Consider the following 16077-nt stretch of genomic DNA (forward strand, 5'->3'; position numbering starts at 1 on the left):
ACACCCCCACCCAGCCAACGCAAAACGCCCCCAATCAGGGGGCGTTCAGGAACAGCATATCGGATGCAGGTACCTTAGCTTTTGATCGCGTTCCGATACCATGCAACGATTTTGGCCCGTTCTTCGGGTTCAATGAACGACAGGTTCGCCGGGGGCATGGCATGGCTGATCCCCGCCTGAAGATAGATTTCACGCGCATGGCGGGCGATTTGGGATTCGGTTTCCAGCCGGATGCCCTTGGGCGCATGGCGCAGCCCGTCCCAACCCGGCTCAGCGGCATGACACATCGAACAGCGCCCCATCACGATGTCATAGGCATCCTCGAACCCTTCGGCCTGCGCGAACCGCAATTCAGCGCCTCGTGCCTCCTCGGGTTCTTCGGCCTGCCACATCGGGGCCAGCGACAGCGCCATTACGGCAATGAACAGCGCAGCGGTGGCCGCCCATGTCCACCACGGCATCCCCTTGCGGGCGTGCATCGAGTTAAAGAAATGCCGGATCGTCACCCCCATCAGAAACACCAGCGCCGCAATAATCCAGTTGTATTCGGTCGCAAAGGCCAGCGGATAATGGTTGGACAGCATCATGAAAATCACCGGCAGCGTCAGATAGTTGTTATGCGTGCTGCGCTGCTTGGCGATTTTACCGTATTGCGGATCGGGTTTACGGCCATTGATCAGATCATCGACCACGATTTTCTGGTTCGGGATGATGATAAAAAACACGTTGGCCGACATGATTGTGGCCGTAAACGCCCCCAGATGCAGCAACGCCGCCCGCCCGGAAAACACCGAGGTGTAGAAATAGCTCATCCCGACCAGCACCACGAAAAGCGCAATCATCAGGCCAGTTTGGTTGGCGTTCACGAACAGCTTGCACAGGGTATTATAAACGATCCAGCCAAACGCCAGCGAGGCCACGGAAATCGCAATCGCCTGCCATGGCGTCAGGTCCATCACCGCCGGATCGACCAGATAAAATTCGGCACCCATGTAATAAACCACGGCCAGAAGCGCGAAACCGGACAGCCATGTGGAATAGCTTTCCCATTTAAACCAAACCAGCCCGTCAGGCATGTTTGCCGGGGCCACGAGATATTTCTGGATGTGATAGAACCCGCCACCGTGAACCTGCCATTCTTCGCCATCCGCGCCGGTGGTCAGGTTGCGATCCCGGTGCAGCCCCAGATCCAGCGCGATGAAATAAAATGACGACCCGATCCATGCAATCGCGGTGACAACGTGCAGCCAGCGCACGGCAAATTGCAGCCATTCGGTGATGGCAATCCAGTCCAGCATGGGCCTCTCCTGTTTTTGCGTTTTTCGCAGACTATCGCAGCAGTGACTTGTTTGTTAATTCTTCTAATCACAGGAACAGTTTCAAGAGATCGTTGATAATGTCCTATGTGAATAACATTCGCATGTTCGTCCGCGTCTATGAATTGGGCAACATGAGCGCCGCCGCACGCGATCAACGGGTTTCCCCGGCGGTTGCCTCGTCACGCATTGCCGAACTGGAACGCTATCTGGGGGTGCGGCTGTTCAATCGCACCACCCGCGCGCTCAGCCCCACCGAACATGGCGAATTGTTCTATGACGGGGCGTGTCGCATTCTGTTGGCCATAGACGAGGCCGAAGCCGCCGTGATGGAGGCCACACGATCCCCCAAAGGCACCCTGTTCGTATCGGCCCCGCTGGGCGTCGGGCGGCGTTTCATTGCCCCTGCCGTTCCCGCCTTCAAACACCAATACCCCGAAATCGACATTCGCCTGCGCCTGTCCGACCGGGTGATTGATGTCACCGGCGAAGGGCTGGATCTGGCCTTTCATCTGGGGCCGCTGGGGGATAGCGATCTGAAAATCCGGGTCATCGCGGATTGCCCGCGCGTATTGTGCGCCGCCCCATCCTATATTGCGCGGCGCGGTATGCCTGCCGATGGGCAGGCGCTGATTGATGACCGCCACGATTGCCTGAACCTGCGCTTTCCGGGAGCCAAGGAATTTCAATGGACGCTGCAAACCGATCGTGGCCCGCGCCGTTTTGAAATCCGGGGGCCGTTTGAATCGGATGACGGCGACGTGCTGACCGCTTGGGCGCTGGACGGTGCCGGGATTGTGCTGAAACCCGTTTTCGAGGTGGCTGAACATCTGGCGCGGGGTGATCTGGTCCCCGTCGCCACGGCCACCCCACCGCTGCCCACGCAATTGGCTTCGCTGTCCCCCAGCCGCAAATTCCGCGACCCCAAAGTGCGGCTTTTTGCCGATTTCATCGCCGGGCGCTGCAAGGACGCACTAAGCGCCTTACATTCCGGTTACACAATGCGTTCAGACTGAACGCGCCTTACCCAATCAGGAGACCCCGAACATGAAAACCGAAACAGTTGACGGCGCGGTGCTAGAGACATGGACCGTGGACGAGGTTCAATCGGCCTTTGATCGCAACGAAATCGTGCTGATCGACGTGCGCACCCCGCAGGAATACATGTTTGAACATATCGACGGTGCCCTGTTGATGCCGATGGCCTTTTTCAAGGCGGGCAAACTGCCCGGCCAAAGCGAAAAGCGCATTGTATTCCATTGCGGTTCGGGCGTGCGCTCGGAACGGGTGGCCCGCGCAGCAATGGACGCAGGCATTGGCCTGATCGCCCATATGGAAGGCGGAATGGCGGGCTGGAAGGCCGCCCAAAAGCCATACATCGGCACCAATATGGCAACCGGCGCCCCGCAAAAAGTGGAAGCCGCCTGATTGTCCAGTATGGGGCCGCACCGTCCGGGTGCGGCCCCACCTTGGTCAACGCAGGAAAAACAGCACCGACATCCCCAGCCCGACAGCCGTCACGAAATGCCGCAACAAATCGGTGCGGGTGATCTTGCGGCTTTGATGCGCTCCGACATAGCCCCCCAGCGCGGCGCTGGCGGCCATGATCGCGGCTTGTTCCCACGCAATCAGCCCCGCCATGATGAAGGTCAGCGCAGAAACCAGCGATAACATGGCGGACAGAACATTTTTCAACCCGTTCATGCCATGCAGGTTCCGGTAGCCCAGCAACCCGAACGCCGCCAACAGCATAATCCCCAAACCGCCGTTGAAATAACCGCCATAAACGAACACCGCCAGAAGCACCGCCGCCGATACCAACGGTCCCGCAGTCTGCTCCTGTTGCTGCCGCAGGCGGCTTAACAGCCACGGCCCCAGCGCAAACATCCCCGTCGCCAACAACAACAACCACGGCACGATCCACAGAAACATATCCGAAGGCGTCACGATCAGCAAAATCGCCCCCGCGATACTGCCCAGTGCCGCCAGTATCAAAATGGCCCGCAAACGCAGACGCCCCTCAGCCTCCATGTCATGGCGAAAGGCCCACGCACTGCTGATATATCCGGGCAACGCGGTCAGTGTCGCCGTCGCGTTGGCACTTACCGGCGGCACCCCGACATAGATCAGCGCAGGCAGGCTTAGGAATGTGCCGCCCCCGGCGACAGCATTCAGCACCCCCGCCGCAAATCCCGCAACAGCCAGCAACATGATTTCAAACATTACGCCCCCTCCTTTGAGTATTCTGCGCACAAAGGCTGTTGCAGGATCGTCAATTGGTCTGCAAATTGGTCTAAAATCATCAGGATCACGATGCCCCGCCCCTCTGACGATTCCCTATTGGCCCGGTTGCGGCAGGTGCTTGCCACACAGGCCCCCAACATCGGCGACCGCCTGCCTGCCGAACGCGATCTGGCCGCGCAACTGGGCTGTAGCCGCGAAGCCCTGCGCAAACGGCTGACCCTGCTGGAAACAGAAGGCCAGATTTGGCGTCATGTCGGTCAAGGCACGTTTCGCGGCCCACGCCCCCGCAATCTGCCGGTCCGGGATACACTGCAGGTCGAAGGGGCCGCGCCCCCCGATCTGATGCGGGCGCGGTTTCTTTTGGAACCGATCATCGCAGCAGAAGCTGCCCGATCCGCCACCGCCACAGACGTGACGCTGCTACGGGTTCGGGTACAGGCTGGCCGCATCGCGCAAGACACCCAAGCCTGTGAAACCGCCGATGATGCCTTTCACCGGGCGCTGGCCCAAGTGTCCGGTAATCCGGTGCTGATTGGCGTGCTGGCCTACCTGTCAGACGCCCGACGCCGCGCAGCGTGGCAGCACGAATGGGGCCGTACCTATCGGCGGATTGGGGTGAATGAATTCCGGCACCTTCACAGCGATCAACATAGCCGGATCGTCGATGCCGTGGCACGGTCTGATCCCGACGCCGCCGCTTTGGCCATGACCCAACACCTGAATACAATCGGGTTAGCAATGGCCGGGCATGATCCCTCACATGTGCCATAATCCAACCGTTTTTCCCCATATTATTTTTTGTGCTGCGCTTGCAAAAAAACCGCGAAACGCGCGACGGAACAGCAATGGCCGGTCGTAAAATATATGTCTCCTGCCTCGAAGGGGGTCGGACAACTGGAGAGTGCCAGGTTAGTGCGTAAGGTCCGGCTTTCTTGAGCGCAGGGGACCGGGCGTGGGTTTCACCCCGCCCGTCACATTTCCCGGTTTGACCAAAGGTTACACTATGTCCACGTCTACTTTGCGCAAATATGCCACCCCACTGACCATCGGCAGCTTCATCCTGATGGCTGTGACCGGAACGCTGATGTTTTTCCATCTGAACACCACCTTCAACAAGGTCGCGCACGAATATCTGGGCATAGTGATGATCGCGGCGGTGGTGCTGCATCTGGTTCTGAACTGGCGGGCGTTCACCACCTATTTCAAACGCCCGCTGGCGATGTGCATCATGGGCATTTTCATTCTGGCACTGGGCCTGTCATTCATTCCGTCGTCGCAAAAGGGCGGGCGCCCGGAATTCGGGGCCGTGCGTATGGTCATCTCTGCGCCGGTGTCTACGCTGGCCCCGATGCTGGGGACAGATACGCAGGGCGTGATCGACCGTCTGGCCGCGCAGGATGTAGCCGCGACCCCCGATCAAAGCCTTAGCGATCTGACCGGCGGGGAAATGGGCAAGGCCGCCGCCTTGCTGGTCGCCCTAAAACAATAAGACCCACTACGCGCATGAAAACGCCCGCCAGCTCTCAGCTTGCGGGCGTTTTGCCATAGCGAAGCCCCCAAGACAGGGCGCTAACCGGATCAATGCAACGCGCAGCTTTCTTAGCTCTGCGCCAGTTGTTCCAGCAGATCCTTGTTGCGACAATAATCCGGGGTCGTATCAGAATGGGGATGTTCTGCCATCCACCCGGTACATTCGCCGTCATGTTTGCAATGACTGCACCGCATCACCGCCTCGCGGTAGGTGGCCGTCATGTTGGGATCCTGAGTGATCTTCTCGGCGAAATCCACACCCAGCGTTTCGGCCATCTTGCCCATCACGCCTGCGCGCTGGTCGATCTTGTTAAAAAGGCCCATTGGGCAACTCCTTCTGATGTCGGTCTTTTTTGTCTGATCAATGCCTTTGGCGCAGACTGTTCAACACGCCACTATTGGCGCAAATTTCAGGGGCTTCGGCCGCGCCGGGAACCGTATGCGCCAGCCAGTTTTCACATTCGGCGGTAAACGGGCATTTCCGGCAATCCGTCACCATCCGCGCATAACGCTGTGGGGACAGGCGGCCATCGCTCATGGCTTCGGACAGGCTGACGCCCAAGGACCGTGCGACTGAACGCGTCAGCCAGAAATGCCGCGCGGGATCGCCTAAGGACACGAAGATTCCCATATTCCGCCTCCTTTTCCTTACACCGCCTGAAGCGCCGCAAACCGATCACAATTCGGACAGCTTGCCGGTGCATCGCTGGCCTTGGGATTAGTGTGCAGCCATCGCTGACATCCTTCGGACCAATCACATTCCCGGCAGGTCTGAACCAAATTGGCCCAATCCGATTGCGCCAACCGCCCCGAGGCGTGCGCCCCAACGACATCGGCGCCAGTCGCCTTTGCCATTTGTTTCACCAACCAATAATGCTGTTTACGATCTCCTAAGGGTTTCACGAAACAGGCCCTCCGATTAGTTAACATTGTCCATTATTTGCGATCATACCATGATGCGCCTTGACCAAGATCAAATCGAAACCTGACCGCGCAAGTCGTCAAAAAGGCGGGTATTGCGGCAATAGCCCGGCGGATGGTCCGCCGTCCCTTGCTGCGCGTTCAACCAATGCTGGCAGGTGTCAGGGTCCACGCAAGAGGTGCAGCGCAGCACCGCATCGGCCAGTTCCTCGGGGTCCAGATGCCCCATCATCGTCTGCTCTTCCAGATCGACCCCCAGCGCGTCAGCCATATGGCTGATCAAAACGATGTGTTGTTTGATCTTTTCCCGGCTTTGCATGATCGGTTCCCCCTGTCGCAGGCATAAACAGCAATCGGGCAAAGGCTACGCCACATTGAGCGTTTGACATTGACTCAGGTCAATCTGCTGTAAAACCGGGGCAATTCGGCGCGATTACCCGGCGGCCAGCGCATCCAGATAGGCCCGCACACAGGTTTGCACATGGCGGAACCGATCACCGCCCAGATGTTTGCCGCCATACCAACGGGTCACAACCACGATATGATCTGTCAGCCCTTCGCGTTCCAGCATCCGCAGGATCACCATCCCCGCCCCAGATTCCCCGTCATCGTTTTTGACGGGCGTTCCGTCGCTATACAGCACGGCCCATGTGTTATGCGTCGCCTTGGCATAGCGTTTATTACGCTTCAGTTGTTTCAAAAACGCATCAACCTGTTCCGGACTGCTGACAGGTTCACCGGAAACAGCGTATCGCGATCCGCGATCACTCACGACATTTTCCAACTGAAGCATCAAAAGTCCGGGCAGTTTGGGCCACAAAAGCGGCGGTTCAGCGTCCACCCTAGGCATACGCGGCCCTGCCCGAAGGGTCAAACCCGCTGCTATCCGCCCACGGCCTGCCGGATCGCCTGCACCCGCTGCGCATTCGGCGGGTGGGTTCCCAAAAACTGATTCCCCGGATCGGGCATACGCGTAAAATAAACCACCCCGCGCAAGGGATCGAACCCGGCCTTGCGGGCAATCCGTGCGCCCAACTGATCGGCCTCGATTTCGTAATCCTTGGCATAGACGCGCGCGCCCACTGCGGCCCCCACATCCTGCATCTGACGAATTTCCGGCACAGAGGCCCCCGCCGCAGTCGCCAATTCGGTGAACAATTCCGCCCCGATGACCGCATCGACCTGCTGGCGCTCTATATGGCCCAAAATATGATGCGCAGCTTCATGCCCCATCACCAAAGCCAATTCATCGGCATTACCCACCTCTGCGATCAGGGAAACCGTAAACACCAGCACAGGCCGCCCACTGGGGCCTTCAAACTGAAACGCGTTCGGCGGCTGACGCATCCGGTCATCCACCGCGACCAGATAATCACAGTTTCGGGCCGGGGACTGTCGGCGGCATTCCGCTTCGGCCACGGGTTCCACGGCATCGACAACCTGTACAAACCGTTCCACGGCCTGCCGCGCCTGTTGCTGTGCCTCGGCGCGTTCGGCGGGTGCCAGCATAACCGGGGCCATGACCTCGGCACAGCCAGCAAGCCACAGTGCCATGCCCAATAACAGCAAAACCCTCATTTCACGCGGCCTTTCGTTTTCACCCTTTTGCGCTGCCCTGTCGCGTGGCACCATCACACAGGATATTCGCAGGCCGGGGAGAAAAGACAAATGTTTTCAATCGAACATGAATTCGACGCCACAGTGATCACTCTGATCGACGAAGGCGCCACCCATCTGCAAGAGGACATCACAATCAACGCCTTCGAAGATTGCATTGTTCTGGAACAGATGGACCCGCGTACCGAACGCGTAAACCAGATCACCCTGTCGATTTCACAGCTCAACGATCTGGCCGCTGCGCTGAATCTGCCCGAAGGGGTGTATCAGCGAGTTCGCACCGGACAAGACGGTTAGTCGACCCGAAACACCTTATCCCGACTGGTTTGGCCCCGTATCAGTTCCAGCCGCGATTTCGCAACGCCCACCGCCTTTGCCAGCAGTTTTTGAACTGCGGCCGTGGCTTTGCCATCTTCCGGCACCGTAGTAACATAAACACGGATTGCGCCATCCTCGTCTACAACAACCGCATTACGCGACGCTTTGGGGGTCACACGCACAGCAATTTCTGTTCCCGGTTCCGCCAAGCGGCTCAGATCGGTCTTCATGCTGCCCCCTTTTTCATCTTGCCCCAAATACTCTGGCCGAAGGCCTCCAACGGGGCCACCCTGCGCGGGCCTTCCGGGCCTTGCGCATTTACATCCCCCACAAGGCACTGAATAGTTAGCCGGAAAATGCGAGGGAGACCAGAATGACGACAGGGTTTTATTGGGACGAAAAATGTTTCTGGCACGCTGGCGGAAACTATGCGCTGACATTGCCGCTGGGCGATTTTGTGCAACCACTGGCCGCAGGCGGGTTGCCAGAAAGCCCGGAAACCAAGCGCCGCCTGAAAAACCTGATGGAAGTATCCGGCATCACCGAAGATCTGGCGATGCGCCACGCCCCCGCCGCCGCATGGGAAGATATGGCACGGGTCCATCCCGAAACCTACCTGTCCGCGTTCAAGGAAATGTCGGATGCGGGCGGCGGCGAACTGGGGCTACGCACCCCCTTTGCCAAGGGCGGGTTCGAGATTGCGGCCCTGTCTGCCGGGCTGGCCAAAGGGGCGTTATTTGCCGTGTTGCAGGGCGAATTGGACAATGCCTATGCCCTGTCGCGCCCGCCGGGGCATCATTGCCTGCCGGACTGGCCGAACGGGTTTTGCCTACTGAACAACATCGCCATCGCTATTGAGGCCGCCAAAGCCGCCGGATTGGCGCAGCGCTTTGCCGTGGTGGATTGGGACGTGCATCACGGCAACGGGACCGAGGGCATTTTCTATGATCGGGACGATGTGCTGACGATCAGCCTGCACGAGGCATTCAACTATCCGCTGGACAGTGGTGAAACCAGCGACCGGGGCAATGGTGCGGGCGCGGGTTACAACATGAATATCCCGCTGCCATCGGGCGTGGGACATGTCGGGTATCTGGAAGCAATGGACCGGCTGGTTCTGCCCGCGCTGCACCAGTTCAAGCCCGATGTCATCATCATCGCCTGTGGCTTTGACGCGGGTATTTTCGACCCGATCGCGCATCAGCTTTGTACTGCGGAAACCTATCGGTTGATGACACGGCAGGTCAAACAGGCAGCACAGGATCTGTGTGGCGGGAAACTGGTCATGGTTCACGAAGGCGGCTATTCCGAAGCCTATGTGCCATTTTGCGGCCATGCGGTGATGGAAGAACTGTCCGGCAGCACCAAAACCGCACCGGATCCAATGGCCCCCACAGTCGCCAAACGTCAGCCAAACGACCGCATGAACGCGGTGTTCAGCCAGCTTATTTCTGAAATGGTTGGGGAATTCGGGCTGGCGGGTTGACCCGGTGGCTCACAGCCCCGACATAAGGCCTGACCAAGGAAAAGAACACCTATGCCCGAAAAGAACCCCGCCGCGCTGGATTTTCTGCTGAACCGGCGTTCGCGTCCGCAAAAGACGCTAACCACCCCCGTGCCATCGCGGGACGATCTGTTGCCGATCCTGACCGCCGCAGCGCGCACGCCCGATCACGGCAAGCTGGAACCCTGGCGGTTCATCGTGTTGGAAAAACCTGCACTGACCCGGCTGGCAGCGGTTGCCCGCGACCGCGCTGCCGCATTGGGGCTGGATGACGAGAAAACCACCAAGGGCGCGGCCCAGTTCGACACCGGCGCATTGGCCGTGGCCGTGGTGGAAATCCAAAAAGACAGCGACAAAGTGCCGGGACTGGAAATGACCTATTCCGCCGGGGCGGCCTGTCTGGCGTTGCTGAACGCGGCGCTGGCGTCGGGTTGGGGGGCAAACTGGCTGAGCGGTTGGCCATCGCATGACCGCGGCTTTATGGCCGATGGGCTGGGTCTGGCCGATAACGAACGCATCGCGGGCTTTATCCATATCGGAACCGAAACTTCGGCCCCGCCGGATCGGCCCCGACCGGACTTGAACGCAATCGTGACATGGCAATCGGAATGATCTTTAGCGCGTTTCTGAAAACCCTGTCACAGATCGGGGATCGGCGCTTCCGCAAGGTGCTGTTTCTGGGCATCGCCCTGACAGTGGCCTTGCTGGTTGCGGTTTTCGCCGCCTTCTTGTGGTTCTTGCAGATCACCGTGGGGGATCAGGCGGTTATCCCGCTGGTAGGCGAAGTGACCTGGCTGGATGATCTGCTGTCATGGTCCAGCGTCTTTGTGATGATCGTGCTGTCGGTGTTCCTGATGGTGCCAGTGGCATCGGCCATCACCTCTATGTTTCTGGACGAGGTGGCGCAGGCCGTCGAAGACCGCCACTATCCCCACCTGCCCCCGGCCACTAAGGTGCCATTCGGCGAAGCGGTGAAAGATACCATCAACTTTCTGGGTATTCTGCTTGGGGCGAATATTCTGGCGATTATCCTGTATGCCATGTTCCCGCCCGCAGCGCTGTTTATCTTCTGGGGGATGAACGGCTATCTGCTGGGGATGGAATATTTCACGCTGGCCGCAATCCGCCGCGTCGGGCGCGAAGGCGCCAAAGACCTGCGCCGCCGCTACCGTGGCACGATCTGGCTGGCGGGAACCCTGATGGCGATGCCGCTGTCGCTGCCGCTGGTGAACCTTGTGATCCCAATCCTTGGGGCGGCAACATTTACCCATATCTATCATGGCCTGACCGGCGGACGCCGGTAACACCGCCGCAGATTTGAAAACAAAAAAGGGCAGCCCCAAAGCTGCCCTTTTGTACATGTCGCAGGCGCGATTACCGCCCCTGTTCCGTCAACGGCGCTGGCCCCATGCGGTTGAACCAATCAATGTCCCGCACCGAAATCCATCCCGACAGGATGATCCCCGAAATGATACACCACAGCACCACCGAAACGATGGTGGTGATAACCGCCTTTTTCTTTAGCTGGTGATCCTCGGGCGCACCGGCATGGGTGCCGGGGACAACCGTGCCCACATCGCCCTGTGTTTTCAGGCGGATCGGGATGGCGATTAGGAAAGACATGAACCAGATCACCGCAAACAGCACAATGGCCGAGGTAATGGTCATCAGACCTGCTCCAGTTCCACCAGCGTGCCGTTCATATCCTTGGGATGCAGGAACAGAACCGGCTTACCATGTGCGCCGATCTTCGGTTCTCCATTGCCCAGAACACGCAGGCCGCTGGCTTTCAGATGGTCGCGGGCGGCGATGATGTCGTCCACCTCGTAGCAGACATGGTGGATGCCGCCAGCGGGGTTCTTTTCCAGAAAACCCGCGATGGGGGAATTTTCGCCCAGCGGGTACAGCAATTCGATTTTGGTGTTCGGCAATTCGATAAACACCACGGTAACGCCGTGATCGGGTTCATCCTGCGGGGCGTTTACCTTCGCGCCCAATGCGGTGCGATACTGTTCGGATGCAGCTTCCAGATCGGGAACGGCGATAGCAACGTGGTTCAGGCGGCCAATCATGGCGGTCTCCTCTGACTCGGATATTTGCGCTGTTATGAATGTCACCCGCGATCAGCGCAAGCGACAGGGGGTCACATTCGACACAGCGTTAACCGGGGATTCACCGATCTTACCCCATCCTGCACCGGATCATCACGCAGGAGGAACCCCGTATGGACGACGCCCCGCTTTTTCAAAATGCCCGATACCCTACCCCCACCCGTCCGCTTTTGGGGCTGACTGTTTTGGTCGTCGAGGACAGCCGTTTCGCCAGCGAAGCGGTGCGCCTGCTGTCATTGCGATCCGGCGCCCGCATCCGCCGCGCCGACACGATCGAGGCTGCGGAACGGCATTTACAGATTTACCGCCCTTCGGTTTTGATCGTGGATATTGGCCTGCCCGATGGCGATGGCACCGATCTGATCCACACCGCCCACATGATGCGCCCCCGTATTCCCGTCATTCTGGGGACCAGCGGTGATGACATGGCCGGGGATGCCTGCCGCGCGGCAGGGGCGGACGGATTTTTGCCCAAACCCGCCAACGCACTGGCACAGTTTCAGGAACTGATCCTATCGCACCTGCCCGAAGATCAGCGCCCAATGGGGCCGCGTATTGTGAATGATACGATTGTCCACCCGGATCGGGCGGCATTCCGCGATGATCTGGCCCATGCCACGGATTTGCTATGTGATGGGCTGGACGATGAAATGCTGGACTATGTGGCGCAATTCGTCACCGGACTGGCGCACAGCGCCGGGGACACGCCGCTGCGCACCGCAGGCGAAGCACTGACCATCGCGCGTATGCGCGGCCAATCCTGTCAATCCGCCGTGGCCCAACTGGCGGGGTTGATGCAGGCCCGCCTGTCCGCGCCCATCGCCGTGTAGCCACACACTAGAAAACGCCGCGCATTCGGACGCGGCGTTTTCTGATATATCCAACAAATGCGCGACCTATCCGGCCAGCAACGGATCAGATGCCACACGGGCCAATCGGGTCAGATCGGACAGGCTTTCTTTTTGCCGCCCATCGGCCCCGAAATTTTCAGGCGACAACCAAACCGCATAAGCCTCTTTCAGCGCGGGCCAATCCTGGTCCGTTGCCGCAAACCACGCCGTATCCCGGTTATGCCCCTTCACCACCGCCGCCTGACGGAACACCCCTTCGTAGCTTAGCCCCAACCGCTGCGCCGCCCGGCGTGACAGTTTGTTCAGCGCGTCGCATTTCCATTCAAAGCGCCGGTAGCCCTGTGCAAAGCTCCAGTCCATCATCAGATAAAACGCTTCGGTCGCGGCGCAGGTGTGCTGCAGTATCGGTGACAGATTGATATGGCCCAGCTCGATCGTTCCCGCCGCCGGGGTGATCCGCAGGAAACTGGCGACACCGCCGTAACTGCGTTTTTCCTTGTCATAGATCGCATAAAACAACGGGTCCGCGCCTGCGGCGGCCTCTCTCATCCAGCGATGATATTGCGCAGCAGACGAAAACGGCCCGTAAGGCAAATAATCCCACAGCCAGTCATGCCCTTCGACCGCGCGGAACAGCAGCGCAGCGTGGGTATCGGCATCCAACTTTTCCAGCCGGGCATAGCGCCCTTCTAATCCCTGCCCATCCGGGGCGGGGGGCGGCGTCCATCCGGGAACCGGCGCACCGATTGGTCTGCTCTCACTCATTGCGGTTCTCCTGCACTTACAGGGCCAAGGCTAGTGCAGGCGATGCCCCGACAAAAGCCCGGATTTCTACGGAAACCGGGCAGCAGCCGCGCAAACGGACACACCCAAGCATCAAAGGATCAGGTTCGGGCGCGGCCCTAACTCCATCCCCGGAAAAATCGCCCGTTCCAATAGCGCCTTATCCAATCCGAAAAGGCCGCGCATCACCCATCCGACATAGGCACGGACATCGCGGGTCGGCAACAAATCACGCCCTTTGTACAAATCCCCCTGCGCCAGTCCCGGCCAATCGCCATAGACCTGCCCGCCCCGTAATGCCCCACCGGCCAGCACCATTGCGCCCCCGGTGCCATGATCGGTTCCCTTGGTGCCGTTTTCCCGCACGGTGCGGCCAAATTCCGTCACGGCCAACACCGCCGTCTTTGCCCATACATCGCCCAGCGTGGCCTGCAACACCAGCAGCGCATCCGACAGTTGTGCCAACGCACGCGGCAGCGCCGCCCCCTGCCCCCGATGCGTATCCCACCCCCCTATGGAAAAGGCCGCAATCCGGCTGTCCCCCCGCAGCTTTTCCCCGGTAAAGGCGGCGACCTGCCGAATGCCCCCACCTTTGGGGTTCAACCCGGCCATGCCATCCATCATCCCCATGTCAGCCGGGGTCGCGTTCAGCCCGGCGTCCTTGTCACCGCCCAGCAACAAAGCCGCCTCGGCAAAGGCGTCGGAAAACGCGGGGTCATCATGCAGCACCAGTTCAGCCAGTCTACGCCCCTGTGGGGAAAGGGCCAGTTCGACATCCGGGGACCAGTTTGCCACCGGGGCCGCGCCATCCAGCAGCAGCATATTTTCATGCCCAATCGCATAGGCCAGATCGGGCCGCAGCCCCGGCACCGTCTGCAACATCCGGTTCAGCCAGCCATCCCGCCCGGTGGCCGCCCCCAATGCCGGGGTTCCCGCCTCTAACAGATCCTGCCCATCAAAATGGCTGCGTTTGTCCCGATACGGGGTGGATACCGCATGGACGAACCCCAATTCCCCGGCGCGCCACATCGGCATCAATGCCTCTAAACCCGGATGAAGGGCGAAGAAGCCGTTCAAATCCTGTCCGCCCCCAGCTTCCCCACCCTTTAGCGTAGGGCGCGCGCTGGCATAGTTTGCATCCCCATACGGCTGCACCACATCCAACCCGTCCATCGCGCCGCGCAAGATAATGACCACCAGCCGATTATCCCACGGCGCAGCAGCAAAGCTAACCGGGGTCATCAACGGGCTGGCCGCCGCCGAACACCCTATTGCCAAGGATCGGGTCAGCAGCTTGCGGCGGGTCCAGTTTGCAGTCTGGTTCATCACAACGCTTCCTTCCTATCGGCGCTGAAAAGCAGGGGAAATCAACACCAGCGCGATGCCTTCGTGTCGGCTTTCGGCAGCGCGGGCGGCGAATTGTACCGCCTCGGGGACATTTCCCCCAATCGCCTGTTCGACAAACATGCGCGGATCGGGCAGGTCTGGCACCAACACCTGCGGCACCCGTAGCGCCCATTCCATGCGCGTGGCCACGCCTTGAGGGGTAATCCACATTTCATCCTGTTCCGGCCATCCATCTGGGCCTTGCGGCTCCTCCCACGGCTGCCCCATTCGGCGCAGGGGACGGATGAAGTGCTTTTTAATCCGCTGTTCCACATCGTTCGGACGGCCCCGAAACGGGTTTGGCGGCGCATTCAGCGCCCGCAAAGCAGAGGACATGAAGTCAAATGGCAGCTTCACATTGCGCCGCTCTGTCCGCCAGGCCTCGGAATGTCCCAGCATGGCGGCATATACCGCCAGCAGATCACCGCCCGTATCCAGCCACGCGGTTTCCATCGCACGGGTCAGCCCCGGATCAGGGACATCCCCCAGAAAATGTACAGCCAACTTGCCAGACAAATGCCGCGCCGTTGCCGGGTGGCGGGCCAGATCATCCATCACCGCACGAATATCCGCGAATTGTGCCGGATCACCACCATAGCTGCGCCCCAGAACGGTTTCCGCCCCCGGTTCGGCCCATTCAGGTCGAAACACCCGCGCATGATCCGAACCGATTCCCAGCCCTGTCAGCAATTCCGCCAGTTCCCGCACATCCCGCTGCGAATACGGGGCCTCCACGCCCAGCGTATGAAGTTCCATCACCTCGCGCGCCAGATTCTCGTTCAATCCACGATTAGGCGGCATTTTTTCCCGCGCAGGGGCGTTAGGCCCTACGGAAAACTGCTGATCCAGATAATTCACCATCGCCGGGCTGGTCACAGCGGCCAGCAACAAATCGCTGAACTGCCCCGTCAGATAGGGGCGAATGAAACTGTCAGTGGTGGGGCTTGCCACGCGGCGCATCACGCCGCCTTTGCCTATGACGGTGAAATGATCCGCCCAAAACGCGGCCAACCGCTCACGAAACCCATCCGCCGTAGTGCTGCGCCGGGCCAAAGTCTGCATCATCCACACCGATTGAGCGCGCCGCGCCTCTTGCTTCACGTGGTTATAGGCTTTCCGCAATTCTTCGACATTCTGCGCGCCCCGGTTCCGGCGAAATATCTTTCCCTTTTCCTGCGCCTCGGTCATCCGCTGGCGGAACTGATCATAGCTTTCGATCTGAAACTGATCCGCCGCGTGATCCGGCCCGGTCAACCACGCCAGCATGTCCTGTACCGAACGCGGCGCGTCCGCCACCGGCGACAGCCCCGTGCCAAAACGGGTTTCCGCAATCACTGGATCAAAGGACATGTCCGGCCTCTCTTTCGCCCCCAAAACATTTCGAGGAAACGCTTCATGCGGATAAGATAGGGCATATTCCACCCGGTTTCATCTGCGTTCAGGAACCACAAACACAAAACGGCAAAAGGGCGCCCGATTGGACGCCCTTTTAAACA

General features: G+C 59.6%; 23 protein-coding genes. 9 read left to right on the top strand and 14 right to left on the bottom strand.

Annotated features, from left to right (window positions below):
- Positions 1–74: 74 nt before the first annotated feature.
- Positions 75–1298: a urate hydroxylase PuuD gene (locus tag FN828_RS00165; protein WP_142491360.1), complete on the bottom strand. Its 1224-nt coding sequence runs from the start codon at positions 1296–1298 to the stop codon at positions 75–77.
- A gap of 98 nt (positions 1299–1396) precedes the next feature.
- On the opposite strand from FN828_RS00165, the gene FN828_RS00170 reads away from it, so the two are divergent.
- Positions 1397–2332 (top strand): LysR family transcriptional regulator, encoded by a 936-nt coding sequence (locus FN828_RS00170; RefSeq protein ID WP_142491361.1) that lies wholly within the window; start codon positions 1397–1399, stop codon positions 2330–2332.
- Between the two features lie 31 nt (positions 2333–2363).
- Complete coding sequence (locus FN828_RS00175) at positions 2364–2744, top strand: rhodanese-like domain-containing protein (protein ID WP_142491362.1); 381 nt, start codon at positions 2364–2366, stop codon at positions 2742–2744.
- Between the two features lie 45 nt (positions 2745–2789).
- Here the strand turns inward: FN828_RS00175 and FN828_RS00180 are convergent, their stop codons facing one another.
- On the bottom strand, positions 2790–3539 hold the full coding sequence (locus FN828_RS00180) for a sulfite exporter TauE/SafE family protein (protein ID WP_142491363.1): 750 nt from the start codon (positions 3537–3539) through the stop codon (positions 2790–2792).
- A 90-nt stretch (positions 3540–3629) separates the two neighbouring features.
- Here FN828_RS00180 and FN828_RS00185 point away from each other — a divergent pair, with 90 nt between their 5' ends.
- Both FN828_RS00185 and FN828_RS00190 read left to right on the top strand, forming a co-directional pair.
- On the top strand, positions 3630–4331 hold the full coding sequence (locus FN828_RS00185; RefSeq protein ID WP_142491364.1) for a FadR/GntR family transcriptional regulator: 702 nt from the start codon (positions 3630–3632) through the stop codon (positions 4329–4331).
- A gap of 232 nt (positions 4332–4563) precedes the next feature.
- The gene (locus tag FN828_RS00190) at positions 4564–5049 is read left to right on the top strand and encodes a DUF4405 domain-containing protein (protein ID WP_142491365.1); all 486 of its coding nucleotides are present in this window, start codon (positions 4564–4566) and stop codon (positions 5047–5049) included.
- Positions 5050–5159: 110 nt separating this feature from the next.
- On the opposite strand, the gene FN828_RS00195 is transcribed toward FN828_RS00190, so the two are convergent.
- The 6 genes from FN828_RS00195 to FN828_RS00220 form a co-directional block, all read right to left on the bottom strand.
- Positions 5160–5414: a DUF6455 family protein gene (locus tag FN828_RS00195; RefSeq protein ID WP_142491366.1), complete on the bottom strand. Its 255-nt coding sequence runs from the start codon at positions 5412–5414 to the stop codon at positions 5160–5162.
- Positions 5415–5451: 37 nt separating this feature from the next.
- A complete protein-coding gene (locus tag FN828_RS00200; protein ID WP_142491367.1) occupies positions 5452–5721 on the bottom strand; it encodes a DUF6455 family protein in 270 nt (89 codons plus the stop codon).
- Positions 5722–5738: 17 nt separating this feature from the next.
- Positions 5739–5993: a DUF6455 family protein gene (locus FN828_RS00205; RefSeq protein ID WP_142491368.1), complete on the bottom strand. Its 255-nt coding sequence runs from the start codon at positions 5991–5993 to the stop codon at positions 5739–5741.
- A 70-nt stretch (positions 5994–6063) separates the two neighbouring features.
- Positions 6064–6330, bottom strand: coding sequence for a DUF6455 family protein (locus FN828_RS00210; RefSeq protein ID WP_221930516.1), 267 nt, complete (start codon positions 6328–6330; stop codon positions 6064–6066).
- A 114-nt stretch (positions 6331–6444) separates the two neighbouring features.
- On the bottom strand, positions 6445–6804 hold the full coding sequence (locus FN828_RS00215) for a YigZ family protein (protein ID WP_142491369.1): 360 nt from the start codon (positions 6802–6804) through the stop codon (positions 6445–6447).
- 89 nt (positions 6805–6893) lie between these two features.
- Entirely contained in the window at positions 6894–7589 is a 696-nt protein-coding gene (locus FN828_RS00220) for a M48 family metalloprotease (protein ID WP_142491370.1), read from the bottom strand.
- Between the two features lie 90 nt (positions 7590–7679).
- Between FN828_RS00220 and FN828_RS00225 the strand changes: the two genes are divergently transcribed.
- Positions 7680–7925: a hypothetical protein gene (locus tag FN828_RS00225; protein ID WP_142491371.1), complete on the top strand. Its 246-nt coding sequence runs from the start codon at positions 7680–7682 to the stop codon at positions 7923–7925.
- Here FN828_RS00225 and FN828_RS00230 read toward each other — a convergent pair.
- Entirely contained in the window at positions 7922–8176 is a 255-nt protein-coding gene (locus FN828_RS00230) for a DUF167 domain-containing protein (protein ID WP_142491372.1), read from the bottom strand. The two genes, FN828_RS00225 and FN828_RS00230, sit on opposite strands and share 4 nt — an antisense overlap.
- A 143-nt stretch (positions 8177–8319) precedes the next feature.
- Here FN828_RS00230 and FN828_RS00235 point away from each other — a divergent pair, with 143 nt between their 5' ends.
- The 3 genes from FN828_RS00235 to FN828_RS00245 are packed head-to-tail and all read left to right on the top strand — an operon-like array spanning position 8320 to position 10754.
- Positions 8320–9432: a class II histone deacetylase gene (locus FN828_RS00235; protein ID WP_142491373.1), complete on the top strand. Its 1113-nt coding sequence runs from the start codon at positions 8320–8322 to the stop codon at positions 9430–9432.
- A gap of 51 nt (positions 9433–9483) precedes the next feature.
- The gene (locus FN828_RS00240; RefSeq protein ID WP_142491374.1) at positions 9484–10062 is read left to right on the top strand and encodes a nitroreductase family protein; all 579 of its coding nucleotides are present in this window, start codon (positions 9484–9486) and stop codon (positions 10060–10062) included.
- Entirely contained in the window at positions 10059–10754 is a 696-nt protein-coding gene (locus FN828_RS00245; protein WP_142491758.1) for an EI24 domain-containing protein, read from the top strand. The genes FN828_RS00240 and FN828_RS00245 overlap by 4 nt, the downstream gene beginning before the upstream one ends.
- A 70-nt stretch (positions 10755–10824) precedes the next feature.
- Here FN828_RS00245 and FN828_RS00250 read toward each other — a convergent pair whose 3' ends face one another.
- On the bottom strand, positions 10825–11118 hold the full coding sequence (locus FN828_RS00250) for a DUF1467 family protein (RefSeq protein ID WP_142491375.1): 294 nt from the start codon (positions 11116–11118) through the stop codon (positions 10825–10827).
- Positions 11118–11522 (bottom strand): methylmalonyl-CoA epimerase, encoded by a 405-nt coding sequence (gene mce / locus FN828_RS00255; RefSeq protein WP_142491376.1) that lies wholly within the window; start codon positions 11520–11522, stop codon positions 11118–11120. The genes FN828_RS00250 and mce overlap by 1 nt, the downstream gene beginning before the upstream one ends.
- 152 nt (positions 11523–11674) lie before the next feature.
- Between mce and FN828_RS00260 the strand changes: the two genes are divergently transcribed.
- A complete protein-coding gene (locus FN828_RS00260) occupies positions 11675–12391 on the top strand; it encodes a response regulator (RefSeq protein ID WP_142491377.1) in 717 nt (238 codons plus the stop codon).
- A gap of 66 nt (positions 12392–12457) precedes the next feature.
- On the opposite strand, the gene FN828_RS00265 is transcribed toward FN828_RS00260, so the two are convergent.
- From FN828_RS00265 to FN828_RS00275, 3 genes are all read right to left on the bottom strand, one after another.
- Complete coding sequence (locus FN828_RS00265) at positions 12458–13177, bottom strand: GNAT family N-acetyltransferase (RefSeq protein ID WP_142491378.1); 720 nt, start codon at positions 13175–13177, stop codon at positions 12458–12460.
- 111 nt (positions 13178–13288) lie between these two features.
- Positions 13289–14521, bottom strand: a complete 1233-nt coding sequence (locus tag FN828_RS00270) for a DUF1501 domain-containing protein (RefSeq protein ID WP_142491379.1) — start codon at positions 14519–14521, stop codon at positions 13289–13291.
- A 15-nt stretch (positions 14522–14536) separates the two neighbouring features.
- On the bottom strand, positions 14537–15931 hold the full coding sequence (locus tag FN828_RS00275; RefSeq protein WP_142491380.1) for a DUF1800 domain-containing protein: 1395 nt from the start codon (positions 15929–15931) through the stop codon (positions 14537–14539).
- Positions 15932–16077: the final 146 nt, after the last annotated feature.

Origin of the sequence: Thalassovita litoralis, from assembly GCF_900182725.1 — a bacterium.
Taxonomy (GTDB): Bacteria; Pseudomonadota; Alphaproteobacteria; order Rhodobacterales; family Rhodobacteraceae; genus Thalassobius; species Thalassobius litoralis.